The sequence below is a fragment of the uncultured Massilia sp. genome (genome assembly GCF_913773735.1).
Classification (GTDB): Bacteria; Pseudomonadota; Gammaproteobacteria; order Burkholderiales; family Burkholderiaceae_D; genus Telluria.
The window spans coordinates 1-17,386 of sequence record NZ_CAJYEB010000019.1 but is presented as its reverse complement, the minus strand read 5'-3'; the positions used below and the strand labels follow the sequence as shown (position 1 = coordinate 17,386).

The following is a 17,386-nucleotide window of genomic DNA, read 5'->3' as shown; positions in this document are numbered from 1 at the left end:
GCATCCATGAAACTGAACCCTGTCGAAGACGCCCGCGTCGGCGAGGCGCATGCGCAGGCCACCGGCGCGACGCCGCCGCGCGGCGCCCACCTGGCCCTGCGCCGCCTGGTCAAGCGCCATGCGGGACGCACCGTCCTGGACGGCATCGACCTGAAGGTCGCGCCGGGCGAATTCGTCGCCGTGGTCGGTCGCAGCGGCTGCGGCAAGAGCACGCTGCTGCGCGCCATCGCCGGGCTGGAGGCGCCGGACGGCGGCCAGGTCAAGATCGGCGGCGGCGGCGCGCGTCCCGAAGTGCGCATGATGTTCCAGGAGGCGCGCCTGCTGCCCTGGAAAAGCGTGCTGCGCAATGTCGCGCTGGGCCTGGCCGATGGCGATGCGGCCGCGCAGCTTGCGCTGGCCGGCGTCGGCCTGTGCGAGCGCGCGCACGACTGGCCGGCCGTGCTGTCCGGCGGCCAGCGCCAGCGCGTGGCCCTGGCGCGCGCGCTGGTGCACCGGCCGCAGTTGCTGCTGCTCGACGAACCGTTGGGCGCCCTCGATGCGCTGACCCGCATCGGGATGCAGCAACTGCTCGAGGCGCTGTGGCACGAGCGCGGCTTCACCGCCGTGCTGGTCACGCACGACGTGCCGGAAGCGGTGGTGCTGGCCGACCGCATCCTGCTGGTCGAGGATGGCCGCGTGGCGCTGGACCTGCGCGTGGACCTGCCCAGGCCTCGCCAGCGCGGCAGCGCCGATTTCGGTGCTATCGAGAAACAAGTACTCGACAGGGTGTTGGATATGCATCACAGGCGTCCAGCGGGCGAGGGAATTTGCTGAGCCGATCGCTGTCTACCTGCCTAGCAGATAGCGGACTCTGCTTGCGTGTTCGAAATTAAATTCTGTCAATTATGGCGGGCACGGTACATTCGTTTGTTTGACAGGTAGAAACGATTTGTTTAAGGTCAATTGATCGCCGATGGCGAATTTTCGTTTTGAAAGTCCAACAAAGGATAGGGAGAAACCAGATGAGCGAACGTGCATCCGAAGAGAAGGTCAAGAGCGTCGGCGTCGACAATGACGTCCTGTGCATCGAACTGCTGAACGGCTTGCGCTTGATGGGGCCGCTGCGGACCAATCCCGTCTATCGCGACCCCGTCGTCCCGCCCGCGGAGACGCTGCCGGGCGCCGGCCTGCTGCCGGCAGCGAACTGAGCTTCCTCTCCGCCCCGCGCGTCCGGGCGACGCACGATTGCGCTACCCCGCGGGAGAACACGGACTGATGGGGTTACAATGTTCCCATGAAAATCCGTGTTGCGACCTACAACATCCACAAGGGCGTTTCATCCCTGCGCAGTACGCCCCGCGTGGTAGCGCTCAAGAAGGCCATCGGCGCCTTCGAGGCGGATGTCGTGTTCCTGCAGGAAGTGCAGGGGCGGCATGACCGCTACCAGGCGCGCTATGGCGAGAAAGTGCGCAGCCCTCATCACCACTGGCCCGAGAAATCCCAGCACGAATTCTTTGCCGGGGAAGTGCTGCTGCACTCCGCCTACGGCATGAACGCGGTCTACGACCACGGCCACCACGGCAATGCGCTGCTGTCCAGCTTCCCCATCGAGAACCAGCACAACCACGACGTGTCCGACCACGCGTACGAGCAGCGCGGCATCCTGCATTGCGTGCTGGAGACGGCCGCCGGCAAGGTCCATTGCTACGTGGTGCACCTGGGCCTGTTCGAAGGCAGCCGCCGGCGCCAGACCGATGCCCTGATCAGCGCGGTCAAGGATTCCGCCCGGGACGACGAACCCGTCATCATCGCCGGCGACTTCAACGACTGGCGCAATACGCTGAGCGATTGCCTGCGCGTGAAGCTGGGCGTGGTCGAGGTGTTCGACGAACTGGCCAAGCCGTCGCGCATCGGCGACCTGGTGCGCAATATGGCGGGCCGCGAGCGGCGCCTGGTGCCGGCGCGTACCTTCCCGGCCGCGCTGCCCTGGTTCCGGCTCGACCGCATCTACGTGCGCGGCTTCAAGGTCGAGCACGCCGAAGTGCTGCACGGCCCGCAATGGGCGAAACTGTCGGACCACGCACCGATCCTGGCCAGCCTGCAGCTGGCATAGCCATGCGCGCCGTTGCGTACGTAGCGAACAACGACGTCACCCTGCTCGAAAGCGGCAGCACGTATTTCCCGGCGCTGCTGGCCGCCATCGACGCGGCCGCCACCGAGATCCTGTACGAGACCTATATCTATGCCGAGGACGACCAGGCCCGCGCCGTCACCGACGCGCTGGTGCGCGCGGCGCGGCGCGGCGTCAAGGTGCGCGTGCTGGCCGACTGGTTCGGCACCGGCAACCGCGCCGCCTGCCGCCTGCGCGAGGCGTTCGCGGCCGACTGCGTGCACTACCGCATGTTCAATCCGTGGTTCAAGCGCGGCACCGCGCGCAGCCACCGCAAGATCGCCGTGATCGACCGCGCGCTGGCCTTCGTCGGCGGCATCAATACCAACGACGACGGCCTGCACGACTACGCCCCGCATGCGCCGCTGCCGGCGCCGCGCTGGGATTTCGCCGTCAGCGTGCGCGGGCCGCTGGTGGACGAGATCCATCGCGAGGCGCAGGCCCAGTGGTTGCGCGCCGGCCACCTGCCGATCGTCGGCCGCATCAACCTGTACCGCGAGTTGCGCAAGCCGCCGCCGTCGCAGGGAGACGGACCGATGCGCGCCGGCTTCGTCGTGCGCGACAACCTGCGCAACCGCCGCACGATCATGCGTGCCTACCTGCAGGCGATCGGGCAGTCGCGCAAGCGGGTGCTGATGGCCACGCCGTACTTCGCGCCCGGCCGCAAGTTCCGCGAGGCATTGTGCCGGGCCGCGCAGCGCGGCGTCGACGTGAGCCTGCTGATCGGCGTGGGCGAGTTCCGCATGCAGGATGCGGTGGCCTCGTCGTTCTATCCGCAACTGCTGGCCGCCGGCGTGCGCATCGTCGAATACCGCAAGACCCAGCTGCACGCCAAGGTCGCGGTGGTCGACCACGACTGGGCCACGGTCGGGTCCAGCAATTGCGACGGCCTGTCGCTGTTCGTCAACCAGGAAGCCAACGTCGTCGTGCGCGACGCGGAGTTCGCGGCCACGCTGGCGCGCCAGGTCGAGCGCGGCATCGCCGACGGCGTGGGGGTCTGCATGGACGACCTGCGGCAACTGGGATGGCTACGCCGTTGCGGCCATGAAATGGCCTATCTGCTGTATCGGCTGACGATGCGCATCTTCGCCATCGGTTATGCTTAACCCATTGACGGTCACATGAGCAAGCAGGACGATGATGGAAACCGATAACGTACGGATCGACAAATGGCTGTGGGCGGCGCGCTTCTTCAAGACGCGCTCGCTGGCGGCGGACGCGGTCGAGCGCGGCCGGGTGCGCATCGGCGGCGAACCCGTCAAGCCGGCCCGTTCCGTGAAGGTGGGCGAAAAGATCTTCGTGGATAATGGCTCGACGCGCTGGGAAGTGGTGGTGCTGGACCTGTCCGACAAGCGCGGCCCGGCGCCGGTGGCGCAGGCGCTGTACCGCGAGACCGAGGACAGCGTCGTCAAGCGCGCCAACGACCAGGAGGCGCGCCGCCTGTTCCCCGAACCGGGCAGCACCATCAAGGGCCGCCCCACCAAGCGCGACCGCCGGGCCATCGGCCGCGTCGGCGGCGACGGCGACTATTGAGCGGGGCCGCCGCCCGCCGGCGGCCTTCGCGCCGCGCCGGTCTCTAGAACGGCGCCTCTAAACTTCCCGTTTGACATTTCAAGGCTGGTAGATAATAGTACGAGCGTTCGGATTTTTTCGATTCACGTACGGGTAGCATTATTAACACTCCAGCCAAATCCATGAGCATGCGCAAGGGCGAGATGACGCGAGCGGCGATTCTCGACGTCGCGCTCGAGCTCGCCAGCCGAGACGGCCTCGAGGGCCTGACCATCGGCTTGCTGGCCGACCGGATGAACATGAGCAAGTCGGGCGTGTTCGCGCACTTCGGTTCGCGCGAAGACCTGCAGATCGAAGTGCTCAGGCTCTACCACGGCCGCTTCGAGCAGGAAGTGTTTTTTCCCAGCATCAAGGAAGCCCGCGGCCTGCCGCGCCTCGAAGCGATGTTCAACCGCTGGCTCAAGCGCGTCTCGGTCGAGATCGCGTCGGGCTGCATCTACATCAGCGGCGCCGTCGAGTACGACGACCGCCCGGGCCCGATCCGCGAGGCGCTGGTGGCCATGGTGCGCGCCTGGCAGGAAGCGCTGGTGCGCGGCGCCCAGCAGGCCATCGACTGCGGCGACCTGAAGCCCGGCACCGACGCCCGCCAGCTCGTCTACGAGATGTACGGGCTGGTGCTGGCGGTGCACCACGACGCGCGCTTCCTGCGCCTGCCGGGCACCGTCGAGCGCGCGCACCGCGGCTTCGCGCGCCTGATCGAAGATTACCGCAACCCCAACAGCAAGCAGTGCAGTCAGCCGGAAGCTTCCGCGCTCAAGTAAACCAATATTCACCTCGTCAGGAGATAGACCATGGGTCAGTACGTCGCGCCACTTCGGGATATGCAGTTCGTCCTGCATGAATTCCTCAACGTCACCGAAGAGTTCAAGAACCTGCCTGCCTACCAGGAGATCGATGCCGACATCATCAACCAGGTCCTGGAAGAGGGCGCGAAGTTCACGCAGGAAGTCCTGTTCCCGCTGAACCACAGCGGCGACCGCGAGGGCTGCCATTACGACGCCGCCGGCAAGACCGTGACCACGCCGAAGGGCTTCAAGGAAGCCTACAAGCAGTACGTCGACGGCGGCTGGGCGGCGCTGGCCTGCGATCCGGAATACGGCGGCCAGGGCCTGCCGGTCTCGCTGAACAACTCCTTCTACGAGATGCTGAACTCGTCGAACCAGGCCTGGTCGATGTACCCGGGCCTGTCGCACGGCGCCTACGAGTGCCTGAAGGAGCACGGCACCGACGACCAGAAGAAGTTCTACCTGCCGAAGCTGGTCTCGGGCGAATGGACCGGCACCATGTGCCTGACCGAAGCCCACTGCGGCACCGACCTGGGCCTGCTGCGCTCGAAGGCCGAACCGCAGGCCGACGGCACCTACAAGATCACCGGCTCGAAGATCTTCATCTCGGCCGGCGACCACGACATGGCCGAGAACATCGTCCACCTGGTGCTGGCGCGCCTGCCGGACGCGCCGGAAGGCTCGAAGGGCATCTCGCTGTTCCTGGTGCCGAAGTTCCTGCCGAACGCCGACGGTTCGCTGGGCGAGCGCAACCCGATCTTCTGCGGCGCCATCGAGGAAAAGATGGGCATCCACGGCAACGCCACCTGCCAGATGAACCTGGACGGCGCCGTCGGCACCCTGATCGGCCAGCCGCACAAGGGCCTGCAGGCGATGTTCGTGTTCATGAACGCCGCCCGCCTGGGCGTGGGCATGCAGTCGCTGGGCCTGACCGAAGTCGCCTACCAGAACGCGCTGGCCTACGCCAAGGACCGCATCCAGATGCGCAGCCTGTCGGGCCCGAAGGCGCCGGACAAGCCGGCCGACCCGATCATCGTGCACCCGGACGTGCGGCGCATGCTGCTGACCGCCAAGGCCTACGCCGAAGGCGCGCGCGCGCTGACCTCGTACGTGGCGCTGCAGATCGACCGCGAGCTGAACCACCCGGACGAGGAAGTGCGCAAGGAAGCCGCCGGCGAAGTCGCGCTCTTGACCCCGATCGTCAAGGCCTTCATCACCGACAACGGCTGGATCGCCACGTCGGAAGCGCTGCAGGTGTACGGCGGCCACGGCTACATCAGCGAGTGGGGCATGGAGCAGTACGTGCGCGACGCCCGCATCAACATGATCTACGAAGGCACGAACACCGTGCAGTCGCTGGACCTGCTGGGCCGCAAGATCCTGATGGACAACGGCGCCAAGCTGCGCGCCTTCGGCGAGAAGATCAAGGCCTTCGTGGAAGACAACGGCCTGGACGAGAACCTGTCCGAGTTCGTGACCCCGCTGGGCGAACTGGGCGAGAAGGTCACCAAGCTGACCATGGAAATCGGCATGAAGGCCTTCCAGAACCAGGACGAGGTCGGTGCCGCCGCCGTGCCCTACCTGCGCGTGGCCGGCCACCTGGTGTTCTCCTACTTCTTCGCGCAGATGGCCAAGATCGCGCTGGAGAAGAAGGATTCGGGCGACAAGTTCTACGAGTCGAAGCTGGCCACCGCGCGCTTCTACTTCGCCCGCCTGTACCCGGAAACCGCGATGCTGATCCGCCAGGCGCGCTCGGGCGCATCGAACCTGCTGGCGCTGGACGCGGACCTGTTCTGAGCACGACCATCACGTACCAACGCATACGCTTGCTTCATTGACCCGTCGTCCCGGCGCAGGCCGGGATCCGATTTCGTAGCGCATCGCATCGATTGGGTTCCTGCCTTCGCAGGGACGACGCTCCAACTAGGAATATTGATATGTCCAACTTCATCGTCAAGAAAGTCGCCGTGCTGGGCGCCGGCGTGATGGGCGCGCAGATCGCCGCGCACTGCGTCAACGCCAAGGTGCCGGTCGTGCTGTTCGACCTGCCGGCCAAAGAGGGGAACAAGAACGGCATCGTCCTGAAGGCCATCGAGAACCTGAAAAAGCTGTCGCCGGCCCCGCTGGGCAACAAGGACGACGCCGCGCTGATCGAAGTGGCCAACTACGAGGACAACCTCGACGTGCTGGCCGGCTGCGACCTGATCATCGAAGCCATCGCCGAGCGCATGGACTGGAAGCACGACCTGTACAAGAAGGTCGCGCCGCACATCGGTCCGAACGCGATCTTCGCCTCGAACACCTCGGGCCTGTCGATCGAGAAGCTGGCGGAAGGCTTCGACGCCGAACTGAAGTCGCGCTTCTGCGGCGTGCACTTCTTCAACCCGCCGCGCTACATGCACCTGGTCGAGCTGATCCCGACCGCCGCCACCAGGCCGGAAATCCTCGACCAGCTCGAGACCTTCCTGACCTCGACCCTGGGCAAGGGCGTCGTGCGCGCCAAGGACACCCCGAACTTCATCGCCAACCGCGTCGGCATCTTCGGCATGCTGGCCACCATCGTCGAAGCCGAGAAGTTCGGCCTGTCCGTCGACGTGGTCGACGACCTGACCGGCGCCAAGCTGGGCCGCGCCAAGTCGGGCACTTTCCGCACCGCGGACGTGGTCGGCCTGGACACGATGGGCCATGTGATCAAGACCATGCAGGACAACCTGAAGGACGATCCGTTCTTCGGCGTGTATAAAACCCCGGACGTGCTGGCCAAGCTGGTCGAGAAGGGCGCGCTGGGCCAGAAGACCGGCGCCGGCTTTTATAAAAAGGTCGGCAAGGACATCCTGCGCCTGGACTTCGCCACCGGCGAATACGTGCCGGGCGGCGCCAAGGCCGCCGACATCGTCGGCCGCATCCTGAAAGAGAAGGACCCGGTCAAGAAGTTCAAGGCGATGCGCGAATCGAGCAACCCGCAGGCACAGTTCCTGTGGGCGATCTTCCGCGACGCCTTCCACTACATCGCCTTCCACCTGGAGTCGATCGCCGACAACGCGCGCGACGTCGACTTCGCGATGCGCTGGGGCTTCGGCTGGAGCGTCGGTCCGTTCGAGACCTGGCAGGCCGCCGGCTGGACCCAGATCGCCCAGTGGGTCAAGGAAGACATCGACGCCGGCAAGGCATTGAGCAACGCACCGCTGCCGGACTGGGTGTTCGGCGCGCCCGTCTCGGAGAAGGGCGTGCACACGCCGGAAGGCTCGTACTCGGTGTCGAAGAACGCCTACGTGCCGCTGTCCGACCTGCCGGTGTACCAGCGCCAGCAGTTCCGCGCCCCGGTCGTGGGCCTGGGCGGTGCCGATCCGAAGACCTTTGGCACCACCGTGTTCGAGGACGACTCCGTGCGCCTGTGGCACGCGGACGACGAGGTGCTGGTCATCTCGCTCAAGACCAAGATGCACGTGATCGGCGACGGCGTCATCAAGGGCATCCAGCGCGCCCTGGCGGAAGCCGAGAAGGGCTACAAGGGTGTCGTGATCTGGAATACCGACGCGGCCGAAGGCGGCGCGTTCTCGGCCGGCGCCGACCTGCAATCGGCCCTGCCGGCCTTCATGGCGGGCGGCGCCAAGGCGATGGACCCGATCGTGAAGGAACTGCAGGACACCTTCATGGCCATGAAGTATTCGAACATCCCGGTCGTGGCGGCGGTGGCCGGCCTGGCCCTGGGCGGCGGCTGCGAGATGGCGCTGCACGCAAGCAAGCGCGTGGCCTCGATCGAGTCCTACATCGGCCTGGTCGAAGTGGGCGTCGGCCTGGTGCCGGCCGGCGGCGGCCTGAAGGAAGCGGCGCTGCGCGCGGCCAACGAAGCCAAGGGCAACGACATCCTGCAATTCCTGAAGACCGGCTTCATGAACGCGGCCACCGCGCAAGTGTCGAAGTCGGCGCTGGAAGCGAAGGCCATGGGCTACCTGAAGGAAGACGACGTCATCGTGTTCAACCCGTACGAACTGCTGCACGTGGCGAAGGTCACCGCGCGCGCCATGTTCGATGCCGGCTACCGCGCCCCGGCGCGCCGCCCGGTCACGGTCACCGGCCGCTACGGCTGGGCGACGATCCGCGGCCAGATGGTCAATATGCGCGACGGCGGCTTCATCTCCGCCTACGACTACCACCTGGGCGACACCATCGCCGAGATCGTGAGCGGCGGCGACGTCGACCAGGGCAGCGTGGTGTCCGAGCAGTGGTTGCTGGACATGGAGCGCAAGGCGTTCGTTTCGCTGCTGAACAATCCGAAGACCCAGGAACGGATCATGGGCATGATGCAGACCGGTAAGCCGGTGCGCAACTGATCGCCGCGGATTAAAAGGACTAATGACATGAGCAAACAACTTCAAGACGCATACATCGTCGCAGCGACCCGCACCCCGATCGGCAAGGCGCCGCGCGGCGTGTTCAACAAGACCCGTCCGGACGACCTCCTGATCGCCGCGATCCAGGGCGCCATGGGCCAGGTGCCGAACCTCGATCCGAAACTGATCGTCGACGCCATCATCGGCTGCTCGTTCCCGGAAGCGGAGCAGGGCTTCAACATCGCGCGCCAGGCCGTCGTGATGGCCGGCCTGCCGAACACCATCGGCGGCGTGACCGTCAACCGCTACTGCGCCTCGGGCATCACCGCCCTGGCGATGGCCGCGGACCGCATCCGCGTGGGCGAAGCCGACGTGATGATCGCCGGCGGCGTCGAATCGATGTCGATGGTGCCGATGATGGGCCACCACCCGTCGATCAACATGCGCGTGTTCGAGGACGAGAACGTCGGCCTGGCCTACGGCATGGGCCTGACCGCCGAGAAGGTCGCGACGCAGTGGAAGATCTCGCGCGAAGACCAGGACGCGTTCGGCCTGGAATCGCACCGCAAGGCGGTCGCCGCCCAGCAGGCAGGGTACTTCAAGGACGAGATCACCCCGGTCGAGGCCGTGACCCGCACGCCGAACCTGGCCACCGGCGAGGTCGACGTCAAGCGTCGCCTGGTCGAGCACGACGAAGGCCCGCGCGCCGACGCCAGCCTGGAAGCGATGGCCAAGCTCAAGCCCGTGTTCGCCGCCAAGGGCAGCGTCACCGCCGCGACCTCGTCGCAGATGTCGGATGGCGCGGGCGCGCTGCTGGTCGTCAGCGAGAAGATCCTGAAGGAACACAACCTGACCCCGCTGGCCAAGTTCTCCTCGTTCGCCGTGCGCGGCGTGCCGCCGGAGATCATGGGCATCGGTCCGAAGTTCGCGATCCCCGCGGCCCTGGCCGCCGCCGGCATCACCCAGGACCAGCTGGACTGGATCGAGCTGAACGAAGCCTTCGCCGCCCAGGCGCTGGCCGTGATCCGCGACCTGGACCTGGACACCAGCAAGGTCAACCCGATGGGCGGCGCGATCGCCCTGGGCCACCCGCTGGGCGCGACCGGCGCGATCCGCGCCGCGACCGTCGTGCACGCCCTGCGCCGCAACAACCTGAAGTACGGCATGGTGACCATGTGCGTCGGCGCCGGCATGGGCGCGGCGGGCATCATCGAGCGCGTGTGATCGTCGCTTAGCCAATGGAAGGGTGGGTACGGTTCGCCGTACCCACCCTTTTTCGTAGGGTGGGCGGGCGCCTGGCTGGCGCCGCCGTCCACGCGTTCACCGGACGCACCACAACGAACAACCGGAGACCCAGATGGAAATCCTGACCACCACATCCGACGGCATCCTGACCATCGCCTTCAACCGCCCCGAGCGCAAGAACGCCATCACCGGCGCCATGTACACGACGATGGCGAACGCCCTGCGCGACGCCGAGGGCGACAGCGGCGTGCGCGCCATCCTGATCGTCGGCAAGCCGGAGATCTTCACCGCCGGCAACGACCTGGACGACTTCCTGAACAACGTCGGCGCCGGTTCGATGACGGAAGACCGCCCGGTATTCCAGTTCATGCGCGCGCTCGAAGGCTGCACCAAGCCGGTGGTGGCCGCCGTCGCCGGCATGGCCGTCGGCATCGGCACCACGATGCTGATGCACTGCGACCTGGTCTACGCGGCCGACAACGCGAAATTCTCGATGCCGTTCGCGCAGCTGGGCCTGTGCCCGGAATTCGCCTCGTCGCTGCTGGTGCCGCAGGCGGCCGGCTACACGCGCGCGGCCGAGAAGCTGATGCTGGGCGAAGCCTTCCCGGCCCAGGAAGCGTTCGAGATGGGCATCGTGGCGAAGGTGCTGCCGGCCGCCGAACTGCTGGCCTTCGCGCAGGGCCAGGCCGCCAAGCTGGTCAGGCTGCCGGCCGCCTCGATCCGCACGACCAAGGCGCTGATGAAGCGCGCGCGCGCCGCGCTGGTGGCGGACACCATCGCGGTGGAGAACGAGCGCTTCGGCGCGATGCTGACGGGTGGCGAGGCCAAGGAAGCGTTCACGGCGTTCTTCGAAAAGCGCAAGCCGGACTTCAGCAAGTTCGATTGACGCCCGTGCAGGCTGCTAGAGCCTGATGGAATGCGGGCGCGGCTTCTGCCAGCCCGCTTCGCCATGGCTGGCGACGAAGCAGACTGTCAACTGGGCCATGCCGAGGCTCGTGAAATGGACCAGGGATATCGCGTCGGATCTGCTACGGGTGATGAACCAGTGGGCGTCGCCGTGCGCCAACCCCGGCGTGGCGACGCGATGCACCAGCAGGTCCGCGTCGGCGCGCGGGACGAGGGCGACTCGCAACGTGGCGTCGGCCATGTTCGTGGTCTGGTAGAGGATGGCCATCTGTCCGATCCCCTCCCTTAATGCGTGAACGCCGCGATCGGGCGATTGCGCGCGACGCTCCAGCCCGTCGATGGCGGCGTGGCCGTCCTGGCGCCGTCGCGCTGCGCCGCATAGGTCCACAGGATCTCCGTGAAGTGCAGCTTGAACTGTTCCGTCGGCACGCCGTCGGACGTCGCCTGCATCTGGATTTCGCCGATGAGCGCATCGCGCAGCGCGATCGTCATGACGATTTCCGCCACCGTGCCCCGGGTGCGGCAGAGGTGGAGCCGGGTCGGCTGTTGCGCGCCCTGGCCGAGCGGCTTGGCGCGCAGGCAATGGTCGTAGAACGTGAGCGACAGGCCGTCGATGTGCTTGACGCAGGTGTACTCGGTAATGATCGGGCGGCCCGACGTGCGGGCGGCATTGCTGACGTCCGTCGTGATCTGTTGCTTCATGCCCTGGTGCAGCGATACCAGTTCGATGCACGGGCCGACCGCCAGGCCGTCGGCCAGCGTGCCGCTGCGGTCGTCCTCGGCGCCGACGATGCCCGGATCGCCGGGTTCCAGCAGGATGAAGTTCATGGCGCCTCCTCGATAGGGGGGGATGGGTCGATGTTGCTCATCAGCATATCAGGAGAGGAGTCGCCCCGGTAGGTCCGTCGATGCGGCAGCGCCCGATTCATCGCGTCAGGCGTTTGCGTCAGCGCAAACCCATGACCTCGCCGCGGCCAAGAATGGTGGATGGCGGTTCCGCGGCACCGTCCATGCCGGGCCCTGCCGTGTATCGTGACGCGCGAGGGATGCGCTACAGTGGCGTCTGGAGACAGGAGGAATCATGGAATACGAGATCAAGCTGGCCGTCGACGCGGCCAGTGCCGCCCAGATCAAGAAGACCCCGGCGCTGCGCGCCAACGCGGTGTCCAGGCCGCACGACGAGGAACACGTCGACCGCTATTTCGACACTGGCGCCTTCGACCTGTGGAAGCATGGCTACGCCCTGCGCGTGCGCAGCGCCGGCGCGCGCCACGTGCAGACGCTCAAGGGGGGCGGCAGCGCGCTGGCCGGCATGCACCAGCGCACCGAGCTGGAAGCGGAGGTCGCCTCGGAGGCGCCCGACCTCGCCCTCTTCGTCGAGCAGCTCGACGCCGTCCTGCCCGACCTGGCGCGCCGCAACGGCGGCCTGCACCTGGCGGAAGAACCGGTGTTCGTGAACCGCACCAAGCGCACCAGCTGGATGCTGGCGCTGCCGGACGGCACCCACGTCGAGGTCGCGCTCGACGTGGGCGAGCTGCAGCACGGCGAGCGCACGGCGCAGGTGCGCGAACTGGAACTCGAGGTCAAGGATGGCGACCCGGCGCGCCTGTACGAACTGGCGCAGCAGGTGCACCAGGCGCTCCCGGTGCGCATCGAGAACGTCAGCAAGGCCGAGCGCGGCTATGCGCTGGCGGGCGAGGACAAGCCGCAGGCCGTCAAGGCCATGCCGGTCGGCCTGGAGCGCCGGGCCAGCCTGGGCGACGCGCTGGGCGCGATCGTCGGCAACTGCCTGCAGCAAATGCAGGCCAACGTGCCCGCGGTGCAGGCGGGCAGCGTCGAGGGCCTGCACCAGATGCGCGTGGGCCTGCGCCGCATGCGCGCCGCGCTGGCAATGGTGCGCGGCATGCTCCAGCTGCCCGAGCCGCTGGCCGGCGACATCGACTGGCTGGCGGGCGAACTGGGCGACGCGCGCAACTGGGACGTGTTCCTCGCCGCCGTGCTGCCGTCCCTGCCGCTGACGGAGGCGCACCAGCCGGCGCTGGCACGCGTGCAAGCCGCCGCGCGCGAGGAAGCCGAGCGCCACCGCGCCAGGGTGCGCGCGGCGATCGCCAGCCCGCGCTACACGGGCATGATGCTGGCGCTCGGCGGCTGGATCGCCGGCAAGGGCTGGCGGCCGGCCGGCCTGCCGCAGGACGCGGGCCTGCCGCCCGATCCGCTGGCGCAGAAGGTACGCAAGTCGGCGCCGCAACTGGTGCAGCACGCGTCCGCGCGCGTGCGCAAGCGCGCCCGCGGCTACGACCTGGCGCAGCCGGAAGCCCTGCACAAGGTGCGCATCGCGGCCAAGAAGGAACGCTACGCGCGCGAGTTCTTCGCCGCGCTGGAACACGGCAAGCGCGCGACGCGCCGCCACGACCTGCTGGCGGACATGCAGGACGAGCTGGGCGAGATCAACGACGCCTTCGTGGCGCGCGAACTGGTGGCGCAACTGCGCGATCGCGTGCCGCAGGAAGCCGGGCTGCTGGGCTTCATCGACGGCGTGCTGGCGATGCGGGCGCTGGACGCGGTGCCGCGCGCCGGCCGGCACGTCAAGCGGCGGCTGCGCGCGAAGGCGGCGTGCTGACCACGCCAGCGGGAATTGGTGCCGGTATGTTTCCCGACCGCCGGCGCCGGTAGGGCGGAAGATCCGCCTTCGCTCTTTTCCCTAGGAGCGAGGCATATTCTGACGCCTGAATGTGACATCCGTTTGACCGCATTGTGACACTCGTGTGATGCCGGTACGCTCCCGACCTCATGGCGCGCTGGCCGTTCCCGCGAGGCCCGGCTTCAGGCGGGCGCTCCACTTGCCCAGCAGTCCGGCCAGCGTCGGCGTGCGCCGCGGCGCCGGCGCGAACAGGGCGACGGCGGCCTGCAGGGCCTTGTCGTCGCCGGTGCCGAAGGTGCGCGTCGATTCGACCGGGCTGCGCGGCGCCTGCGGCTCGGCCGTTGCCGCTGCCGTTGCCGTCGCCGTTGCCGTTGCCGTTGCCGATCCCGGCGCCGGGACCGCAGCGGTGGCCGCCGGCAGGTGCCGGGCCAGGTCGGCTTCGCGCACCAGCAGTCCCGCGTCGGCGCCGGCCGTGGGCGCGACCACGATGTCGGGCGTCACGCCCTGCGCCTGGATCGCGTGGCCGCCCGGCGTGAAGTAGCGTGCGACGGTGAACTTGATGCCGTCGTCGGCGCCCAGCGGAATCACCGACTGGATCGAACCCTTGCCGAAGGTCTGCGTGCCGATGACGGTGGCGCGGCCGTGGTCCTGCAAGGCGCCGGCGACGAGTTCCGCCGACGAGGCGGAGGCGCCGTTGACCAGCACGGCGAGCGGCACGGTGCGGGTCCAGGCGGGCAGGCCGGCCAGCACGTCGGCCTCGTTCGGCGCACGGTAGTAGCGCGGGTCGGCGGTGACGGTGGCGGTGCCCCCGCCTTCGCGGCCGCGCGCCGTGAACACCACGCTGCCCGGCGGCAGGAAGGCGCCGGCGACGGCGACGGCGGCCGCCACCAGGCCGCCCGGATCGTTGCGCAGGTCGAGCACGACGGCGCGCGGCGGCGCCTTGCCGTCCAGGCCCGCCAGGGCCGCGGCCAGGTCGGCGCCGGTGGCGCCGCCGAATTCGGTGATGCGGATCCAGGCCAGTCCGGGCGCCGCCATGCGCGTGCGCACGGTCGCGTCGTGCAGCGCCGCGCGCGCGATGCGCAACACGCGCTGCCTGCCGCCATGGACGACGCCGACCGTCACCGTGCTGCCGGGCGTGCCGCGCATGCGCCGCGCCACGTCCTCGCGCGCCTGGCCGATGGTGGCGACGCCGTCGACCGAGGCGATGACGTCGCCGCCCGCGATGCCGGCGCGTTCGGCCGGCGAGCCCTCGGCGACGGCCACGACGCGCAACTGGTCGCGGTCGTCCTCGACCTCGATGCCGATGCCCACGTATTCGCCGGCATCCGCGCGCTGCATGTCGAGCATCGCCTCCTTGTCCAGGTAGCGCGAATGCGGGTCGAGCGAGGCCAGCATGCCGGACAGCGCGCCTTCGAACAGCGCCTCGTCGTCGGTCTGGCCGACGTAGTTGTGCTTGATCAGGGCATACGCCGCCAGCAGCTTCTCGACCTGCGCATCGGGCAGCGCGATCGGCGCCGGTCCGGCCTGGGCTTGCGGCGCCTGCGGCGCGGTGGCTGCGGTGACTGCGCGGGCGCCGGGCAGGCAGGCCAGCGACAGGGCGACGGCGGCGGCCGCACCGCGCGTCAATTTCCAGCGCATCGTCATTCTCATGGTCGTCCTTTCGTTCGTGTCGGAACGATTGTGGGGCGCGCACCCGTTAACCGGCGTAGGCGGCGGTAAATCGATGTCAAGGAATGGCGTGAATGCGTAACAGGATGTCAATGGCGAAGCAGGCAAGCCCCGTATTGACGGCGATTTTTTCTTTTCCAACGAGAAAAAAGCTCCGATAATCGTCGTTTTAGGGCCCGCTCGGCCACGACAGGAGATGCCAGTGCAAGACCACGACCAGGACCGATTCCCACATCAAGGCAAGGACAATGGCGGCGACCAGCCCGCCAGCCCGTCGCGCCGCCGCATCTTCCAGGCCGCCGCCGCGGTGGGCCTGGCGAGCGGCGCGGCGCAGGCCGCGGAAAAAGCGCCGGCGAAGGCCGCGGCGAAGCCGGCCGCCGGCTCGCTCGACGCCAAGCTCAAGGCGCATGTCAAGAACGTGGTCGTGATCTACCTCGAAAACCGCAGCTTCAACAACCTGTTCGCCGACTTCCCGGGCCTGGCCCAGCCGCTGTCGGCCGTGCCGGCCGCCGCCGCCGTGCAGAAGGACCGCGACGGCACGCCGCTGGCGGAACTGCCGAAGATCTGGGGCGGCATGGTGCCGGCGCGCCAGAACCTGGGCGGCAAGGACTACGCCATCAAGGAAGACGACATCCAGCACCTGCCGAACGCGCCGTTCAGGCTGGCCGATGCCGAGGGCAAGCCGCTGCCGGAAGGGATCATCACGCGCGACCTGGTGCACGCCTTCTATCACAACCAGATGCAGATCAACGGCGGCAAGAACGACGGCTTCGTCGCCTGGGGCGACAGCGGCGCGCTGGTGATGGGCCGCTACGGCGAGACGTCGAAGAACCTGGGCCTGTGGCAGATCGCGCGCGAGTACACGCTGTGCGACAACTTCTTCATGGCGGCCTTCGGCGGTTCCTACCTGAACCACCAGTTCCTGATCAGCGGCCGCGTGCCGGAATACTTCAACGCGGCCCAGACCCCGGCCAAGCGCAAGATCGCCGTGCTCGACGATGGCCCGCATGGCACGCGCCTGGCGCTGGCGCCGGACTCGCCGAAGTCGGCGCTGGAGGGCAAGCCGAAGTTCGTCAACAACGGCGCGATCACGCCGGACGGCTATGCGGTCAACACGATGGCGCCGCCGTACCAGCCGAGCTGGGTGCGTCCGGCCCCGGGCGGCGACGCGCAACTGGCCGACCCGCAGGATCCGTCGACGCTGCCGCCGCAGACCTACGACACCATCGGCGACCTGCTGAGCAGGAAGGGCGTCGACTGGGCCTGGTACGGCGGCGCCTGGCAGGCGGCGCTGGACGGCCGCGGCGAAGGCGCGCGCCCGAACTTCCAGTTCCACCACCAGCCGTTCAACTACTTCCGGCAATTCGCGCCGGGCACCGAGGCGCGCAGGCAGCACCTGCGCGACGGCGGCCTGGGCGACAGCCCGATCTCGAACAAGTTCATCGCCGACGCCGTCGCCGGCAAGCTGCCGGCCGTGGCGTTCTACAAGCCGCAGGGCAACCTGAACCTGCACGCGGGCTATTCCGACGTCGAGTCGGGCGATGCGCACGTCGCCAACGTGATCGAGCACCTGAAAAAGTCGCCGCAGTGGAAGGACATGGTCGTCGTCATCACCTTCGACGAGAACGGCGGCTGGTGGGACCACGTGGCGCCGCCCAAGGGCGATCGCTGGGGCCCCGGTTCGCGCATCCCGGCGATCGTCGTGTCGCCGCATGCGAAGAAGGGCGCCGTCGACCACAACTTCTACGACACCACGTCGATCATGCGCTTCATCACGCGCCTGCACGGCCTGCCGCTGCTGGACAGCCTGGCCGCGCGCGACGCCGCGTTCGCGCAGCGCGGGGCGCGGGGCCCGGGCGACCTGACGGGCACGCTGAGCTTCCGCTGACGCGGGCGGCGACACCGTCCGGCATCGCGAAACGGCCCTGCGGGGCCGTTTTTTTTGGCGCTGTTCGCGTTCATTGTGCGAACCATCCGCTGCGCTGGCAGTCTCACCCATTGTCGAGGTAACTCATGGGGAGGCAGCAATGCAGGCTCTGGCGTTCGACGACGTGATTGCCGTACTCGAAGCGTTACCGCTGTGCAC

The 17,386-nt window shown here is 68.0% G+C and carries 15 protein-coding genes; 12 read left to right on the top strand and 3 right to left on the bottom strand.

Annotation, left to right across the window (positions count from 1 at the left end; genetic code table 11):
- Positions 1 to 6 precede the first annotated feature (6 nt).
- The 10 genes from QZ749_RS07850 (at position 7) to QZ749_RS07805 (ending at position 10,971) form a co-directional block, all read left to right on the top strand.
- The gene (locus tag QZ749_RS07850; protein ID WP_296945308.1) at positions 7 to 813 is read left to right on the top strand and encodes an ATP-binding cassette domain-containing protein; all 807 of its coding nucleotides are present in this window, start codon (positions 7 to 9) and stop codon (positions 811 to 813) included.
- Positions 814 to 1,001: 188 nt separating this feature from the next.
- On the top strand, positions 1,002 to 1,187 hold the full coding sequence (locus QZ749_RS07845; protein ID WP_296945306.1) for a hypothetical protein: 186 nt from the start codon (positions 1,002 to 1,004) through the stop codon (positions 1,185 to 1,187).
- A gap of 86 nt (positions 1,188 to 1,273) precedes the next feature.
- On the top strand, positions 1,274 to 2,092 hold the full coding sequence (locus tag QZ749_RS07840) for an endonuclease/exonuclease/phosphatase family protein (RefSeq protein ID WP_296945304.1): 819 nt from the start codon (positions 1,274 to 1,276) through the stop codon (positions 2,090 to 2,092).
- A 2-nt stretch (positions 2,093 to 2,094) separates the two neighbouring features.
- Positions 2,095 to 3,255, top strand: coding sequence for a cardiolipin synthase ClsB (gene clsB / locus QZ749_RS07835; RefSeq protein ID WP_296945303.1), 1,161 nt, complete (start codon positions 2,095 to 2,097; stop codon positions 3,253 to 3,255).
- Positions 3,256 to 3,289: 34 nt separating this feature from the next.
- Positions 3,290 to 3,682 carry an RNA-binding S4 domain-containing protein gene (locus tag QZ749_RS07830; RefSeq protein ID WP_296945465.1) on the top strand — a complete coding sequence of 131 codons (393 nt, stop codon included), beginning with the start codon at positions 3,290 to 3,292 and terminating at the stop codon, positions 3,680 to 3,682.
- 167 nt (positions 3,683 to 3,849) lie between these two features.
- Positions 3,850 to 4,482, top strand: a complete 633-nt coding sequence (locus QZ749_RS07825; protein ID WP_296945463.1) for a TetR/AcrR family transcriptional regulator — start codon at positions 3,850 to 3,852, stop codon at positions 4,480 to 4,482.
- Between the two features lie 30 nt (positions 4,483 to 4,512).
- Positions 4,513 to 6,303, top strand: coding sequence for an acyl-CoA dehydrogenase C-terminal domain-containing protein (locus QZ749_RS07820; protein WP_296945301.1), 1,791 nt, complete (start codon positions 4,513 to 4,515; stop codon positions 6,301 to 6,303).
- A 140-nt stretch (positions 6,304 to 6,443) separates the two neighbouring features.
- Positions 6,444 to 8,840, top strand: a complete 2,397-nt coding sequence (locus QZ749_RS07815; RefSeq protein WP_296945299.1) for a 3-hydroxyacyl-CoA dehydrogenase/enoyl-CoA hydratase family protein — start codon at positions 6,444 to 6,446, stop codon at positions 8,838 to 8,840.
- A gap of 27 nt (positions 8,841 to 8,867) precedes the next feature.
- Complete coding sequence (locus QZ749_RS07810) at positions 8,868 to 10,064, top strand: acetyl-CoA C-acyltransferase (RefSeq protein ID WP_296945298.1); 1,197 nt, start codon at positions 8,868 to 8,870, stop codon at positions 10,062 to 10,064.
- A gap of 133 nt (positions 10,065 to 10,197) precedes the next feature.
- Positions 10,198 to 10,971, top strand: coding sequence for an enoyl-CoA hydratase (locus QZ749_RS07805; protein WP_296945296.1), 774 nt, complete (start codon positions 10,198 to 10,200; stop codon positions 10,969 to 10,971).
- Between the two features lie 15 nt (positions 10,972 to 10,986).
- On the opposite strand, the gene QZ749_RS07800 is transcribed toward QZ749_RS07805, so the two are convergent.
- Positions 10,987 to 11,259: a DUF6150 family protein gene (locus tag QZ749_RS07800; protein ID WP_296945295.1), complete on the bottom strand. Its 273-nt coding sequence runs from the start codon at positions 11,257 to 11,259 to the stop codon at positions 10,987 to 10,989.
- A 17-nt stretch (positions 11,260 to 11,276) separates the two neighbouring features.
- A complete protein-coding gene (locus tag QZ749_RS07795; protein ID WP_296945294.1) occupies positions 11,277 to 11,819 on the bottom strand; it encodes a type VI secretion system tube protein Hcp in 543 nt (180 codons plus the stop codon).
- A gap of 253 nt (positions 11,820 to 12,072) precedes the next feature.
- Here QZ749_RS07795 and QZ749_RS07790 point away from each other — a divergent pair, with 253 nt between their 5' ends.
- Complete coding sequence (locus tag QZ749_RS07790) at positions 12,073 to 13,611, top strand: CYTH and CHAD domain-containing protein (RefSeq protein WP_296945292.1); 1,539 nt, start codon at positions 12,073 to 12,075, stop codon at positions 13,609 to 13,611.
- Between the two features lie 168 nt (positions 13,612 to 13,779).
- Here QZ749_RS07790 and QZ749_RS07785 read toward each other — a convergent pair whose 3' ends face one another.
- Entirely contained in the window at positions 13,780 to 15,282 is a 1,503-nt protein-coding gene (locus QZ749_RS07785; protein ID WP_296945290.1) for a S41 family peptidase, read from the bottom strand.
- Between the two features lie 214 nt (positions 15,283 to 15,496).
- Between QZ749_RS07785 and QZ749_RS07780 the strand changes: the two genes are divergently transcribed.
- Positions 15,497 to 17,188: an acid phosphatase gene (locus QZ749_RS07780; protein WP_373896795.1), complete on the top strand. Its 1,692-nt coding sequence runs from the start codon at positions 15,497 to 15,499 to the stop codon at positions 17,186 to 17,188.
- Positions 17,189 to 17,386 lie beyond the last annotated feature (198 nt).